This is a genomic window from Rhodococcus sp. OK611 (assembly GCF_003050885.1).
GTDB classification, from domain to species: Bacteria; Actinomycetota; Actinomycetes; order Mycobacteriales; family Mycobacteriaceae; genus Rhodococcus_G; species Rhodococcus_G oryzae.
On record NZ_QAOZ01000020.1, the window covers coordinates 96,140 to 110,334 of the forward strand.

The window sequence follows — 14,195 nt, forward strand, 5'->3', positions numbered from 1 at the left end:
AAAGAGTGGGTGCGCCCGAAAAGCCCGACCCTCGCGGATCCCGTCCGGCTCCGACGGGCCCGCGCCGCGATCTTCGGCATCTTCGCCGTCAACGGATTCCTGCTGGCCGCCTGGGTGGTGCACATCCCTGCCATCTCGGAGCGCACCGGCATCAGCCACGCCACCCTCGGCTGGCTGCTCCTGCTGCTGGCGGGCGGCGCCCTGATCGGCATGCAGGTGGCGGGCCCGCTCGCGGACCGCTACGGCAGCCGACTGATGGTGATCCTCGCCGGGGTGTTCATCTCGTTCGGGGTGATCGGGCCGGGGCCGGCGACCGACGCGGTCTGGCTCGGCGTGGCGCTGACCGTGTTCGGGTTCGGCAACGGCGCGCTGGACGTGTCGATGAACTCGCAGGCCGTGCACGTCGAGCGGCTCTACCGGCGGCCGATCATGTCGGCCTTCCACGCGTTCTTCTCGATCGGTGGGGTCGTCGGGTCGCTGCTCGGCGCCGCCGCCCTTGCTGCCGGGTGGCCGCCGCTGACCTCGCTGGCCGTCGCGGCCGCGATCGGGTTCGTGACGGTCGCCGGGTGCGCCCCCTTCCTGCTGCCGCACGTCGCCCCCGCCGAACACACGGCCCCCGACCGGGTCACCGGCAGGCGAGGCGCCGGGGCCTCACGCAAGGTGCTGGCCCTGGGAGCGCTCGCCTTCGCGCTGTTCCTTTCCGAGGGGGCCGCGAACGACTGGAGCACGCTGCAGGTCAAGGAGCACCTCGGGACATCCGACGCGACCGCCGCGCTGGCCTTCGGCGCGTTCGCGCTGATGATGACGGTCGGCCGGTTCGGTGCCGACCGGGTCAGCGCCGCGCTCGGACCGGTCGCGGTGGTGCGCTACGGCACGCTGATCGCGGCCGCGGGCATCGGGATGGTGATCGTGTCCGGCTGGGTGTGGCTGACGCTGGCCGGCTGGGCACTGTTCGGGCTCGGGCTGTCCGGCTGCATCCCGCAGATCTTCACCGCGGCGGGCAACCTGAGCGTCGGATCGGCGGGGGTGAACATGTCGCGCGTGGTTGGCATGGGCTACGTCGGGCTGCTCGCGGGTCCCGCGCTGCTCGGCTGGCTGACCAAGCTGATGCCACTGACCGCGACCATGCTGGTGCCGCTGGTGTTCGTGCTGCTGGCGTCGCGGTACGCGGGACTCGTCGGCCGTCCCCGGGTGCTGAGCGAGCTCAACGAGTCGGTCTGAGCACCCGGCGATTCGGGCGATTCGATCACCCCGCACGCCGCGCTCCTTGTAGGTTCGGGCCGCGCACCGCCATCTCACCGAGTCAAGGAGCCACAACGCATGGGCAGCAACGACGTCGACCCCCTCGCCATGGTGATCGCGATGATCACCACCGCCCTCATCCCGACCGGCAGCATCATCTTCTAGACACCGCGAACACCGAAGGCGCCCTCCCCCGATCGACTCGGGGAAGGGCGCCTTCGTCAGCGAACGCGTCGGGCTAGAGGGCCTTGAGCTCCTCGGTGACCGCGGCGACCATCTTCTTGGCGTCGCCGAACAGCATCGAGGTGGTGTCCGCGAAGAACAGCGGGTTGTCGATGCCGGCGTAGCCCGAGGACATCGACCGCTTGAGCACGATGACGGACCGGGCCTCGTCGACGTTGAGGATCGGCATCCCGTGGATCGGGCTGCTGGGATCGTTGCGCGCGGCGGGGTTGGTCACGTCGTTGGCGCCGATGACAATGGCGACGTCGGTGCGCGAGAACTCACCGTTGATGTCGTCCATCTCCTTCATGGCGTCGTACTCGACGTCGGCCTCGGCGAGCAGCACATTCATGTGACCGGGCATGCGGCCCGCGACCGGGTGGATCGCGTACTTGACCTCGACGCCCCTGGCCTCCAGCAGCGCCGCCATCTCCTTGACCGCGTGCTGCGCCTGCGCCACCGCCAGACCGTAACCGGGGACGACGATGACCTGGTTGGCGTACGCCATCTGGATCGCCGCATCCGAGGCGGAGGTCGCCTTGACGGTGCCGCCGGTCGCACTGGCGCCGCCCGCCACGGCGGCGTCGCCACCGAACGAGCCGAAGATGATCGCCGGGATCGACCGGTTCATCGCCTTCGCCATCAGGTTCGTCAAGATGGTGCCCGACGCGCCGACGATCATGCCTGCGACGATCATCGCCTGGTTGTTCAAGGCCAGACCCGCCGCCGCCGCCGACAGACCGGTCAACGCGTTGAGCAGCGAGATCACCACGGGCATGTCGGCGCCGCCGATCGGCAGCACCACGAACAGGCCCATGACACCGGCCGCGACGAGCAGCCCGACGATCAGCAGCGCGGACTGCGGGTCACCGTCGGCATTGATGCCGATGAACACGGCCAGCCCGATCGAGACCAGCGCGAGGACCATGTTCGCGACCTGGAACGCCTTCGCGTTCGAGACGAACACCTTCTCCACGTTCTTGTTCAGCAGTTCCTGCAGCTTCGCGAACGCCACCAGCGAGCCCCAGAACGAGACCGAACCGATGATCGCGGCGAACAGCGATCCGACGATGAACGGTGCCGAGGGCACCGCCTCGACAGCGGTGAAGCCGTCGGAGTTGAGGAACTCGGCCCACGCGATGAGCGCGACGGTGCCACCGCCGACGCCGTTGAACAGCGCGACCAGCTGCGGCATCGCCGTCATCTTGGTGCGCAGCGCAGGCGGCACGCCGAGGACGACGCCGACCAGCAGGCCACCCGCGATGAGGGCCCAGTTGTCCGTGTCGCGGATGTCGATCAGGACGGCGACCACCGCGATCAGCATGCCCACCGCGGCGATGTAGTTGCCGCGTACCGCGGTCTTCGGGCCGGTGAGGCCGGACAGACCGTAGATGAACATCGAGAACGCGACGATGTAGAGGATCGTGACGAGGTAGCCCATCAGGCGTCAGCCCCCTTCTTCTCGGCCGCCGCATTCTTGTCGGACACTGCGGCGTCCTTCTTGGGCTTGAACATCGCGAGCATGCGGTCGGTGACGACGAAGCCGCCGACGACGTTCAGGGTGCCGAACACCAGCGCGACGAACAGGATGATCTTGATGCTCCACGGCGCATCGCCGGGCAGGTGCCCGAGCACGACAAGCGCGCCGAGCACGACGATGCCGTGGATGGCGTTGGTGCCCGACATCAGCGGCGTGTGCAGCGTGTTGGGCACCTTGGAGATGACCGCGAAGCCCACGAACCCGGCCAGGACCAGGATCGCGATGTTGGCAAGAAGTTCGTTGTACATCAGGGTTTTGCCTCCTTGCGGGTGACGCACGCGGCGGCGAGCACCTCGTCGTCGAAGTCCGGCGCGAGCGCGCCGCTCTCGTCGAGCATCAGCTCGATGAGGGCGTACAGGTTCTTCGAGTACAGCTCGCTCGAGTGCTCCGGCATGGTGGCCGGCAGGTTCAGCGGGGAGCAGATGGTCACGCCGTGCTTGACGACGGTCTGACCGGGTTCGGTGATCTCGCAGTTGCCGCCGGTCTCGCCGGCCAGGTCGACGATGACGCTGCCGGGCTTCATGCCCTCGACGGCGGCGGCGGTGACCAGGCGCGGGGCCGGACGGCCGGGTACAAGCGCGGTCGTGATGACCACGTCGAAGCCCTTGATCGCGTCCTCGAGCGCCTGCTGCTGCTGGGCCCGCTCGTCCTCGGTCAGCTCGCGGGCGTAGCCACCCTCGCCTGCCGCGTCGATGCCCAGGTCCAGCCACTGCGCGCCGACGGAACGGACCTGGTCCGCCACCTCGGGTCGCACGTCGTAGCCGGTGACGCGGCCGCCGAGACGCTTGGCCGTGGCCAGCGCCTGCAGGCCGGCAACGCCGACGCCGAGCACCAGCACGGTGGCCGGCTTGACGGTGCCCGCCGCGGTGGTGAGCATCGGGAAGTACCGGGTGGACTCCGACGCGGCCAGCACGACGGACTTGTAGCCGGCGACGTTGGCCTGCGAGGACAGCGCGTCCATCACCTGGGCGCGGGAGATGCGCGGGATCGCCTCGACGGCATACGCCTCGACCCCGGCGTCCGCGAGCGCGGCGATGCCGGTCTCGTTGGTGCGCGGGGCGAGGAAGCCGATCAGCTTCTGGCCGGCGCGCAGCCGGGCGGTCTCCTTGGCGTTCGGGGCCGCGACCTTGAGGACGACGTCCGCGGACCACGCGTCGCCGATGGTCGCACCCGCTTCCTCGTACAACTCGTCGGGCATCAGGGCGCCGAGCCCCGCACCGGACTCGACGATGACGTCGAGACCCTTGCCGCGAAGCGTTGCGACGACCTTGGGTACCAACGCGACCCGGCGTTCGCCGTCGTTCGTTTCCCGAACGACGCCGACCGTTGGGCGCGGCTGCTTAGAGCTCTGCGATGTATCCAACTGTCTGATTACTTCCTGCGGTAGGTGGTTTTGGAACCGCGGCGGACGGCGGCACCCGTGCGACTTGCGGATGATGACCCAGCTGGCACGAAGTTCACAACACTAGCCAGAGTGGCGCCACGATAGGGGATTCTCATCCCAGCGGGTGGAAACTGAATCGAATCCGAACAGGACCAATCGCCCAACTCGGACATTGATATGTGGCGCCGGTCACACGCGTAGTCTGGGTTTTCCGACCGCATCGGAGGTGCCGATGAGCAGGCAGACCAAGCCGACCGTCACGATCGAGCGCGTCTACGACCACCCCGAACCCGAGCCGGGTGCCCGGATCTTCGTCGACCGGCTCTGGCCGCGGGGCATCCGCAAGGACGCATTCCATTACGACGATTGGGCGAAGGACCTCGCGCCGTCGACCGAACTGCGGCGGTGGTACAGCCACGAGGAGGCGCACTTCCGGGAGTTCCGGGCGCGCTACCGCGCGGAGCTCGAGTCCGATTTCGGCCAGGAGGCCATCGCCCGCGTCCAGAAGCTCGCGCACGGTCGCCCGCTGGTCCTGCTCACCGCGACCAGGGACCTCGAGCACAGCCACGCCGAGGTGCTCGCCGAGTTCCTGCGGGAGTCGGACTCGTGAGCTCCGACGACATCGGCGGCGACCCGGCCTGCTGGCTCGACCGGGTGTGCCCCGAGTGCGGGGCGTTCCGGCCCGACGGGACCGAGGACGGCTGCCCACGGTGCGCGGGCGACGCCGAGCCGCATATCCCCGCGACCCGCCTGCCCAGCACCTAGAGTGGCGCCGGTGAGCGATGCGAAGCAGCCGACGCTGATCGACCGTGAGCCGTTGACCGCCGCCCTGTTCGAGGAGTGGGACATCCTCGACGGCTTGCTGGCCGGGCTCACCGACGAGCAGTGGTCCAGCCCGACCCCGCTGCCGGGCTGGACGGTGCACGATGTCGTCGCCCACCTGGTCGGCATCGAGTCGATGCTCAGCGACGTCGAGCCGCCGCTCGCCGCGGACGAGGTGCCCGAGTCCCCCCACGTGGTCAACGCGATCGGCGCCTTCAACGAGCGCTGGGTCGCAGGCCTGCGCTCGCACAGCCATGCCGAGGTGCTGTCCCGGTTCCGCGACATCGTCCGCACCCGCCGCGAGGCGCTGTCGGCGATGACGCAGGACGACTTCGACGCCCCGTCCATGACGCCGGTCGGCCCCGACAGCTACGGCCGGTTCATGCGCACCCGGCTGTTCGACTGCTGGTTCCACGAGCACGACATCCGGGACGCCGTCGGCCTGCCCGGCGAGGAGGGCGGCCCGCGGGCCGAGTACTCGTTCGCGGAACTGGTCGGGGGCCTCGGCTTCGCGGTCGGCAAGAAGGGCGGCGCACCGGACGGCTCCACAGTGACATTCGCGCTGACCGGCCCGCTCGCCCGCGACATCCACGTCGCCGTCCACGGCCGGGCCGCCGTCGTCCCCGCCCTTGACGCGCCCGCGACCACGACGCTGCGGCTCGATTCGCGGCTGTTCACCCGGCTCTGCGGCGGGCGGGCATCCGCCGCGGATCACGCCGGGGAGATCGAGGTGCTCGGCGACGAGGCCCTCGGCCGCCAGATCGCGGCCAACCTCGCCTTCACCATCTGATGCGATTGTTCCTGTCCTCGTACAGGTTCGGGGCCGACCCCGATCGACTGCTGAGACTGCTCGGCGAACCCGGCCCCGTCGCGGTGATCGCGAACGCCGCGGACGCGTGGGAGGTGGGACGCGACTCGGCGGTGGTCAGCGACGTGACGCCGCTGCGACGGATGGGCTTCGACGCACGAGAGTTGGACCTGCGCGAGTTCATCGGCGACCCGGAATCCCTGCGCGCGGAGCTGACGAAGCAGTCGATGGTGTGGGTGCGCGGCGGCAACACCTTCGTCCTGCGCGCCCAGTTCGCGCGGAGCGGCGCCGACGTGGTGCTGCCGGAGCTGCTGCGTGCCGACGCGCTGGTCTACGCCGGGTACAGCGCGGGGGCCTGCGTGATGTCGCCGTCGCTGCGGGGGCTCGAGCTGCTCGACGATCCGGCGGAGGTCGGGCCGGCCTGCGGGACGCCGGTGATCTGGGAGGGACTCGGCCTGATCGATCAGGCGATCGTGCCGCACTTTCGCTCGCCTGGTTACGGGAGCGAGGAGACAGCCCTTCTCGAGGAGGTCGCGGAGCGCTACCGGCTGGCGGGCATCCCGTACCGGACCCTGACCGACGACGACGCGATGGTCGTCGACGGGCGGATATGAGTGGTGGCCGGACCCGAAGGCCCGGCCACCGGTCAGCCGTTGGTCAGCCGAATCCGACGATCCGGTCGGCCGGGATGTGGACCGGCAGGAGCGAGGGACGGCGCATCGTCTTGAGCCTGCGGCGCGAGACCTCGTCCGCCCCGTCGAGCAGGGCGTCGACGAGGAGCTCCGGATCCCGCCGCCAGGCCGACCCGATCACCTCAACCGCATTGTCGGTGAACAAACCCGAATCGGTCAGGGCGTCGCGCCACTGCGCGAACTCTCCCCCGCGCACCAGATCGATCGCCCAGGCGTCGATCTCGCCGCCGTCGAACTCGTACGACAGCACGGCGCTGACGAGGTCTTTTGTGTGGGATCCCAGGTCTCTCATCGTGTCGGTCCCTTCGTCAATACTGACGGCATCTTCGCTGTAACACTGTGTGGTGCTGTGGCGATAACTCACGCTATCGCCGATTCCGTGCCCAGAACCTTCGGCTCGCCAACGATCTGATAACAGAGTGACCGGCGTGACGAATGTGACTCATGTGGCATGCGATGCCGCTATCCGACCCTCACCCCGTCGAGCAATGCGTCGACGAGCAACTCTGGGTTTTTTGACCAGGCGGTCCCGATGGTGTCGACCACCGAGGGGGTGAACATTCCCGAGGACCCGACCGTGTCGAGGTACTCCCCGAACTCGCCCGACCTGATGGCACCGATCACCACCTCGTCGACCACGTCACGGTCCTCGAACTCATAGGCGAAAATCGCGCGGATGATCCCGTCGACTCCACTGGGCAGCCCGCTCATCGCCCACCTCTTCCCGATTCATATCGGACGCCTCCCGAAATTGGTCGACGTCTACGTGTAACGCATTCGCGCTACCGAGCGATAGGGGGAAACCTAACCCAGCGGGCGGGGAGATTGGGTTGCCGTTGTGAGAACCTTCGGTTACGAACCGACAACTGTGCTGTTTTATGGATCACGCTGGCGTTATAAGTCCCCGCGGTCTCTTTCGAACGACCCGCATGCAGTCGCCGGCGGGTGACGAGCCCGCGCCTCAGATCCCGAGCGAAGCGGACAGCAGTGGCAGCGACTTGCGTAGGTCGTCCTGCCAGTATCCCCACGAGTGGGTCCCGTTCGGCCGGAGATCGACCGTGGCTGGGATGTTCAGCTCGCGCAACCGGTCGGCAAGCTGACGGGTGCAGACGTTGGTGGCGGCCTCGATCGCACCGCCGATCGCGACCTGATCGGCCAGCGGCGGCGACTTGGGGTTTCGCGGCGCGTTCGGATCCTCGTGTGCACCAGGCAGCCCGTTACCGGTCGAGATGTAGATGGCCAGGCCCCGGAGCTTCTCGGCGTTGAGGTACGGGTCGTGCTCGCGCCAGGCAGGCCCGTCGTATGGGCCCCACATGTTCGTGGTCTTGGCACCACCCATCACCTCGACAACTGTGCGGATGTACGCCTGGCCGACCGGATCGCTCGTCCGCGCGCAGCCGCTGTACGAGGCGACACCGCGATAGAGGCCGGGCGCCTGGATCGCCAGGTCGAGGACCGAACCCGCCGACATCGACAGACCACCGATCGAGTTCACCTTGTTCGTACCCAGCGCCTCGTCGATAACCGGCGGCAGTTCCTTGGTGAGGAACGTCTGCCACATGTGGGCGACCCCGAGCTTGGGGTCGACCTGCTGCCAATCGGTGTAGTAGCTGAAGATGCCCGCGGCGGGGATCACGACGTTGACGTTCTTGTCGGCGAAAAGCTCGAGGATGTCGGTCTGGTTCTCCCAGTCGGCCCCGTCCTCGCCTCCCCCGGCGCCGTTGAGCAGGTACAGGGTTGGCCGGGGCTCGCTGGTGTCCGCGGGCCTGATCACCTGCAACGGGATCGCCCGCCCCATCGAGGGCGAGTAGACGTTGACGTCCCACTGCCTGTCGGAGTGTTTGTCGATGCCCTCAACGCTCGCGGTCGCGGGCACCCGCGGCGCGGGAGTCGCGGCGGCAGGAGCAACACCAAGCAGAACTGCGGTCAACAAGGTTGCCGCCAGCGTCCGTACACGCACCTGTAGCTCCCACTTTCGCTCGCGAATCGACCGTCACCCTAGTTCGACGACACGAACCGGACGACCGCCCAGTCCATTGAGTGATGGGCGTCACAATTTGCGGTGGCGGGTGGCGGGCCACGCCGCGCACCGTTCACCTAGACTCCGGCCGGGGGCTGCCTATACGGCCGCCCAACCGATCGGACCACACGCGGCGCTGCGGCGCGGGTGTCCGATCCTTCAGATTCCGGGGGCATCGAACAAATGTCGGATGTGTCGGCCGACGCTTACATGTCGGAAATGTCGGGTTGTGCGCCGAAGGCAGCCGCCCCGGGGCTGATCTCCGTGGTGATCCCCGTATACAACGGCCTTCCGCTGCTCGACCATCAACTGGTTGCCCTGGCGGCACAGGACCACGCAGGCGAGTTCGAGGTCATCGTCAGTGACAACCGGTCCACGGACGGGCTTCGTGAGCACCTGGCCACACACCCGTTGGCCGAGCGACTCGCACTCCGATGCGTCGACTCCTTCGGCGCCCAGGGCCGATCACACGCCTGCAACGTCGGTGCCGCGGCCGCGCGCGGTCAGTTCATCGTCTTCTGTGACGCCGACGACGCCGTCCACCCCGGCTGGCTCGGCGCGATGTCGCGCGCGGCCCAGGACTTCGATGCGGTCGGCGGAGCAGTCGAGACACGGGCGCTCAATACCGCCGCCGTCGCCTCGTGGCGCTCGATGCCCAACGCCGAGGAGCGTTTCGAGCATGCCGGCTACCTCTCCTATGCGATCGGGTGCAACCTCGGCGTCTGGCGCTCCGCGCTGGACGCGGTGGGCGGCTTCGACGAGAGCCTCGTCGGCGGCGGCGAGGACGCCGCACTGTCCTGGTCGCTGCAACTGGCAGGCTTCACCCTCGGCCACACCCCGGAAGCCGTGGTGTCCTACCGGTTTCGCGATTCCCGCCGCGGCACCTGGCGGCAGATGGTGAACTACGGTCGCGGCTCCGTGCACCTCTATCTCCGGTTCCGCGACCGCGGGCTGCCACGCCCGTCCATCCGCGACTCGGCGCTCGGCTGGGTCGGTGTGCTCGTGCTCAATCCGCTCGTCCCGCGAATCGGCGCTGTCCCGCCGCGGGGCATGTGGATTGCACAGACCGCCTTCATGACCGGTCGACTGCGCGAGAGCGTCAGACTGCGGGTGCGTTATCTGTGATCGCAGCCCCTTCTCGGACCGCGCTCAGACGAACCATGCCGATCGCCCACCGACGGGGATCCGATCCATACAGGGGAAGCAAGGAATTTCGGACATGACCTCCACATCCACCCACCGTGATGCGCCAGAGCTCGTCTCGGTAGTGATCCCCACCTACAACGCGGGCGACCTCATCGACGCGCAGCTCGCGGCACTTGCCCAGCAGGACTACACGGGGCCATTCGAGGTCATCGTGAGTGACAACGGATCGACCGACGGTCTAGGAGACCGCTTCGGCGGCATCGACTCTACCGGCCGGCTCAATCTCGAGTACCACGACAGTTCCGACAAGCAGGGGGCCTCGCACGCGCGCAACTCCGGTGCCGCAGCGGCCTCAGGGGACTTGCTGGCCTTCTGCGACGGGGACGATGTTGCCCACACCGGCTGGCTCACCGGACTGGTCGAGGCCGCGATCGAATTCGACGCGGTGGGCGGAATTCTCGAGACGGCAACGATCAACTCCGCAGAGGTAGCGTCGTGGCGCCAGATCTCCGAGGACGGGTTGTGCGACGTTCCCGGTTTTCTCCCGTTCGCGCACGGTAGCAATTTCGCGATCTGGGCGGACACCTTTGCCGCCGTGGGCGGCTTCGACGAGTCGTTCCTCGGCGGGGAGGACATCGACATCTGCTGGCGGATACAGCAATCCGGCCACACCCTTGGCTTCGCCCCGAATGCACTCGTCGCCTACCGACTCCGCGACAGCTACCGGTCGATGTGGCGTCAGATCCGTGGGTACGGCGAGGTCGACGCTCAACTGTTCGCTCGGTACCAAGCCGATGGCCTCCCGCGCCGCAAGCCACTCGTCTTCATCAATCTCCTTGCCGGACTGGTGTTCCTGAACCCGCTCGTTCCCCGCGCGATTCGACGCACCCCGACCGGCCACTGGGTGATGCATGCCGCCTGGCTCTGGGGACGCGTCCGCGGCAGCGTCAAACATCGTGTCTTCTACGTCTAAGCGAAAGCGAGAACAACGGATGGGAACAACCAATCCCCCAGAACTCGTCTCGGTGATCATCCCCGCATACAACGCGATGGGTGTCATCGATGTACAGCTGACGGCACTCGCCGAGCAGGACTACGAGGGCGAGTTCGAGGTCATCGTGAGTGACAACGGGTCAACGGACGGCCTGGCCGGGCACATCGACGGCCACCCGCTCCGCGAGATCCTCGGCCTCCGCCGCGTCGACTCCTCCGCCACTCAAGGCGCCCCCCACGCCCGCAACGCAGGCGCGGCGGCGGCCCGCGGCGAGTACCTGGTGTTCTGCGACGCCGACGACATGGTGCACCCGGAATGGCTCGGCGCCTTGGTTGCGGCCGGGCAGAAGTACGACTCGGTGAGTGGGCCCGTCGAGACGACCACCCTCAACACCCCGAAGGTCGCCTCCTGGCGACCCGTGCAGCCGCCGGACAAGCCCGAGGAGACACCGGATTTCCTCGACTTCGGGCTGTCGGGCAACCTCGGGATGTGGCGCAGCGTGTTCGAAACGGTCGGCGGCTTCGACGAGTCCCTGAACGTCGGCGAGGACGTCGACTTCACCTGGCGGATTCAGCTCGCGGGCTTCACTCTCGGCCACGAGCCGAAGGCGATGGTGGCCTACCGGCTTCGTGACAACTATCGCGCCCTGTGGCGTCAGTCGTTTGCATACGGCGAGGCAGGTCCCGAGCTCTACCGGCACTACCGGTGGTACGGCCTGCGGCCCACCAAGCCGTTGCCGCTGCTCGTTTTCGCGCTGGCCCTGGTGGTCAGGTGTCCGGTGGTCCCCCGGTTCATCTCCCGGCTCTCGACGGGCGGCTGGATCTACTACACCGCCTTCGCGGCCGGCCGGATCTCCGGCAGCGTGAAGCACCGGATCTGGTTCGTCTAGATGTACTGCCCGGGGACGTTGATCAATCGTGCGAACGGCGGCTGGTTGCCGCACGCCGTGTGCGGGCGATGCTGGTTGTACTGGTGCAACCACGCCCCAAGCGCTCCCCGCCGCTCTTGTTCTGAGGTGTAGCAGCGGGCATAGGCCCATCCGTCGGCCATAGTGCGGTGAAAGCGCTCGTGACGCCGCGGTCGACGAACCATTCAACTGCACGGCGCAGAACGGCGACGGCTGTCTCATCATCGTGGACCTCGGTGTATGCCACCTGGGGTGGATCATCGAGAACTGTGTGCACGAAGGCGTACCCGAGCTTCGGGTTGCGCCATTTGTTCTTCGGCTTGCCAGGGGCGGCTGCGCGGTTGCGGTCGTCTTGGGGCGGCCGACGTAGCGCCAGCCGCCGCCGTCGGGGATGTTCCCGAGCTTCTTCACGTCCACGTGGACGAGCGATCCCGGGCCGTCGTGCTCGTACCGGCGAATTGGCTCACCCGTCGCCCGGTCCATATAGGACAGCCGATTAAGACGCGCGGAGCACAGGATGCGATGCACCGTCGACGGGGCGACACCAAGCCTGCTCGCGAGTTGAACCGGGCCTTCGCGCATCCGCATCCGCAGGCTCACACATCGCTTCGTCACGGCCTTGCCCGTCTTGTTCGGCGATGTTCTCGGCCGCGAGGAGCGATCGTGCATCGGCTCACCGGCGAGGTAGCGATCGACCCAGCGCTTCACGGTCGGCCAGGACACCTGGAAACGGGCGGCGACCTCGCTGATCGGCCACCCCTCCTCTACGACGAGACGGGCAACCTTGAGGCGGTGTCTTGGGGTGAGCGCGGCATTGGGGTGTGTCATGAGATCTTTCGGGAATGGAAGAGGGCCAGCCGCTTCGGCTGGCCCTCTTCAGGTCTGTGTGCAGTTCAGTTAGCTGGGGAAGTCGCTGCTGTGGCGAGGATGTGGGCGAGGTCGCCGGGGCGGCTCCACATGGGCCAATGCCCGGTCGGGAGGTCGATGAGGTCAACATGGTCGAGGTTTGACACCTCGGCGAACATGGGATGACCCGCGTTGGCCAACTCCATTATCTGCGCGCTCGGGATCGAGCAGCACACCAGAGTGGTCGGGACCGCCAGTCGCGCGTCGTTGGTGAGCTTCACTTGCTGGCGTAGCACGGGACCGGGTTCTGGAACGGCCCTTGCTCGAAAGCGCTCGAGAGCCTCAGTGCTCAGGCCCTCAAGGCTGGCCTGCTCCCCGAGCGCGTCGAAGGGCGGCAGGGGAAACTCGTCCAGATCCTCGGGCGCATCCGGGGCGAAGACACTGCCGGACGCGACGGGCCCACTATCGACCCACACCACTCGGCGGACAAGTTCAGGATGCTGATCGAGCACAAGGCTTACCGGCGCGTTGGCTCCGCTGTGCGCCACGATGACTACCGGCTGGGCCTCGGAAGCCTCAGCCTGGGTCATAGTCTGCTCGATCGCCGTCGCCTGGTCATCGAGCGTCCTGGACGCCCGCTTGGGGTCCCGCTCATCGAGGCCGGGAAGCGTCATCGGGATGGTTCGCCAGCCGTCAGCGGTCAGGTGTTCCAGCACCTCGTCCCATGCCCAAGCGCCCAGCCAATGGCCAGCGATCAGGATGATGGTCGGGTTGCTCGCGTTTGTCGTCACACCACGATGCTCTCAAGCCTCTAGGACAAGGGTATGTCACCATTTTGGCATGATTTTTTGCCGGGGTGGGAAATGAAGAGGACGGAGCGACTCCACGCCCTGTCCGAGATGCTGCGCCGCAGCGGACCGCGTGGATGCACTGCTGAGCGACTGGCAAAAGAGTTCGGCGTGTCCGTGCGGACGGTCAAGAGAGACCTCACCGCACTCGAGAACAGTGGCGCGCTGATCTGGTCGCGCCCGGGCCCCGGCGGTGGCTACGGGCTAGTCGCCCGAGGCACCCTGCCACCGGTCAGCTTGACCCCTGTGCAGGCAGTGGCGCTACTCGCGGCAGTCTCTGCTGCACCCGATGCCCCCTACGCCGATCTCGCCTTAGCGGGCGTTCGGAAGATCATGGACGTACTCGATCCACGGACCCGGACGAAGGCCGATGAGCTGGCCAGTCGCGTCTGGGTCAACGCGCCCCCCACTCCGCGCACGATCAAGTCAGCGCTGGAGGAAGCGATGGCCGAGCAACGGGTGGTGCGAATCCGCTACACCTCGCGTGACGGCAACAAGACAACCCGCGACGTCGAGCCGGTGATGTTCGCCTCCACGAACGGCCATTGGTACCTGATCGGGTGGTGCAGGCTACGCAGCGATATGCGGTGGTTCCTCGTGTCCCATATCGAGCACGCCAGGGCAACCAAGATTGCCTGCAGCGGCCATGACATTGACGAGATCGGCATCCCCCCAGCGACAGCAAGACCCGTGAATGGTCAAGGTGAGTGAGGCACTCGATCAA

General features: G+C 67.4%; 16 protein-coding genes and 1 pseudogene. 9 read left to right on the forward strand and 8 right to left on the reverse strand.

Features of this window, described 5'->3' with window-relative positions; genetic code table 11:
- Positions 1-9: 9 nt before the first annotated feature.
- Positions 10-1,221: an MFS transporter gene (locus C8K38_RS23270; protein WP_097213748.1), complete on the forward strand. Its 1,212-nt coding sequence runs from the start codon at positions 10-12 to the stop codon at positions 1,219-1,221.
- 259 nt (positions 1,222-1,480) lie between these two features.
- Here the strand turns inward: C8K38_RS23270 and C8K38_RS23275 are convergent, their stop codons facing one another.
- From C8K38_RS23275 to C8K38_RS23285, 3 genes are read right to left on the reverse strand one after another with little or no spacing between them, the layout of a single operon-like run.
- Positions 1,481-2,905, reverse strand: coding sequence for an NAD(P)(+) transhydrogenase (Re/Si-specific) subunit beta (locus tag C8K38_RS23275; protein ID WP_097213749.1), 1,425 nt, complete (start codon positions 2,903-2,905; stop codon positions 1,481-1,483).
- A complete protein-coding gene (locus tag C8K38_RS23280) occupies positions 2,905-3,252 on the reverse strand; it encodes an NAD(P) transhydrogenase subunit alpha (protein WP_097213750.1) in 348 nt (115 codons plus the stop codon). The genes C8K38_RS23275 and C8K38_RS23280 overlap by 1 nt, the downstream gene beginning before the upstream one ends.
- On the reverse strand, positions 3,252-4,367 hold the full coding sequence (locus C8K38_RS23285) for a Re/Si-specific NAD(P)(+) transhydrogenase subunit alpha (protein ID WP_097213751.1): 1,116 nt from the start codon (positions 4,365-4,367) through the stop codon (positions 3,252-3,254). Before C8K38_RS23285 ends, C8K38_RS23280 begins: the two co-directional genes overlap by 1 nt.
- 253 nt (positions 4,368-4,620) lie before the next feature.
- Here C8K38_RS23285 and C8K38_RS23290 point away from each other — a divergent pair, with 253 nt between their 5' ends.
- Genes C8K38_RS23290 through C8K38_RS23300 form a run of 4 tightly spaced genes read left to right on the forward strand, consistent with a single transcriptional unit; the run spans position 4,621 to position 6,632 of the window.
- The gene (locus C8K38_RS23290; protein ID WP_097213752.1) at positions 4,621-4,998 is read left to right on the forward strand and encodes a DUF488 domain-containing protein; all 378 of its coding nucleotides are present in this window, start codon (positions 4,621-4,623) and stop codon (positions 4,996-4,998) included.
- Positions 4,995-5,153, forward strand: a complete 159-nt coding sequence (locus tag C8K38_RS27305; protein WP_179800686.1) for a hypothetical protein — start codon at positions 4,995-4,997, stop codon at positions 5,151-5,153. The genes C8K38_RS23290 and C8K38_RS27305 overlap by 4 nt, the downstream gene beginning before the upstream one ends.
- A 10-nt stretch (positions 5,154-5,163) precedes the next feature.
- Entirely contained in the window at positions 5,164-6,000 is an 837-nt protein-coding gene (locus C8K38_RS23295) for a maleylpyruvate isomerase family mycothiol-dependent enzyme (RefSeq protein WP_097213779.1), read from the forward strand.
- Complete coding sequence (locus C8K38_RS23300; protein ID WP_097213753.1) at positions 6,000-6,632, forward strand: Type 1 glutamine amidotransferase-like domain-containing protein; 633 nt, start codon at positions 6,000-6,002, stop codon at positions 6,630-6,632. Before C8K38_RS23295 ends, C8K38_RS23300 begins: the two co-directional genes overlap by 1 nt.
- A 43-nt stretch (positions 6,633-6,675) precedes the next feature.
- Here C8K38_RS23300 and C8K38_RS23305 read toward each other — a convergent pair whose 3' ends face one another.
- The 3 genes from C8K38_RS23305 to C8K38_RS23315 all read right to left on the reverse strand — a co-directional run bounded on the left by C8K38_RS23305 (position 6,676) and on the right by C8K38_RS23315 (position 8,670).
- The gene (locus C8K38_RS23305; protein ID WP_097213754.1) at positions 6,676-7,002 is read right to left on the reverse strand and encodes a hypothetical protein; all 327 of its coding nucleotides are present in this window, start codon (positions 7,000-7,002) and stop codon (positions 6,676-6,678) included.
- Positions 7,003-7,172: 170 nt separating this feature from the next.
- Positions 7,173-7,421 carry a hypothetical protein gene (locus C8K38_RS23310; RefSeq protein WP_077042304.1) on the reverse strand — a complete coding sequence of 83 codons (249 nt, stop codon included), beginning with the start codon at positions 7,419-7,421 and terminating at the stop codon, positions 7,173-7,175.
- Positions 7,422-7,671: 250 nt separating this feature from the next.
- Positions 7,672-8,670 carry an alpha/beta hydrolase gene (locus C8K38_RS23315; protein WP_373560291.1) on the reverse strand — a complete coding sequence of 333 codons (999 nt, stop codon included), beginning with the start codon at positions 8,668-8,670 and terminating at the stop codon, positions 7,672-7,674.
- A 270-nt stretch (positions 8,671-8,940) separates the two neighbouring features.
- Here C8K38_RS23315 and C8K38_RS23320 point away from each other — a divergent pair, with 270 nt between their 5' ends.
- The 3 genes from C8K38_RS23320 to C8K38_RS23330 all read left to right on the forward strand — a co-directional run bounded on the left by C8K38_RS23320 (position 8,941) and on the right by C8K38_RS23330 (position 11,759).
- The gene (locus C8K38_RS23320; protein ID WP_179800687.1) at positions 8,941-9,855 is read left to right on the forward strand and encodes a glycosyltransferase; all 915 of its coding nucleotides are present in this window, start codon (positions 8,941-8,943) and stop codon (positions 9,853-9,855) included.
- A gap of 94 nt (positions 9,856-9,949) precedes the next feature.
- The gene (locus C8K38_RS23325) at positions 9,950-10,849 is read left to right on the forward strand and encodes a glycosyltransferase (protein WP_097213756.1); all 900 of its coding nucleotides are present in this window, start codon (positions 9,950-9,952) and stop codon (positions 10,847-10,849) included.
- A 19-nt stretch (positions 10,850-10,868) separates the two neighbouring features.
- Positions 10,869-11,759 carry a glycosyltransferase gene (locus tag C8K38_RS23330; protein ID WP_179800688.1) on the forward strand — a complete coding sequence of 297 codons (891 nt, stop codon included), beginning with the start codon at positions 10,869-10,871 and terminating at the stop codon, positions 11,757-11,759.
- On the opposite strand, the pseudogene C8K38_RS23335 reads toward C8K38_RS23330, so the two are convergent.
- Both C8K38_RS23335 and C8K38_RS23340 read right to left on the reverse strand, forming a co-directional pair.
- A pseudogene (locus tag C8K38_RS23335) lies at positions 11,756-12,605 on the reverse strand (helix-turn-helix domain-containing protein). The gene C8K38_RS23330 and the pseudogene C8K38_RS23335 overlap by 4 nt on opposite strands.
- 65 nt (positions 12,606-12,670) lie before the next feature.
- The gene (locus tag C8K38_RS23340) at positions 12,671-13,414 is read right to left on the reverse strand and encodes an alpha/beta fold hydrolase (RefSeq protein WP_097213758.1); all 744 of its coding nucleotides are present in this window, start codon (positions 13,412-13,414) and stop codon (positions 12,671-12,673) included.
- A 33-nt stretch (positions 13,415-13,447) separates the two neighbouring features.
- Between C8K38_RS23340 and C8K38_RS23345 the strand changes: the two genes are divergently transcribed.
- The gene (locus tag C8K38_RS23345; RefSeq protein ID WP_245221000.1) at positions 13,448-14,182 is read left to right on the forward strand and encodes a helix-turn-helix transcriptional regulator; all 735 of its coding nucleotides are present in this window, start codon (positions 13,448-13,450) and stop codon (positions 14,180-14,182) included.
- Positions 14,183-14,195: the final 13 nt, after the last annotated feature.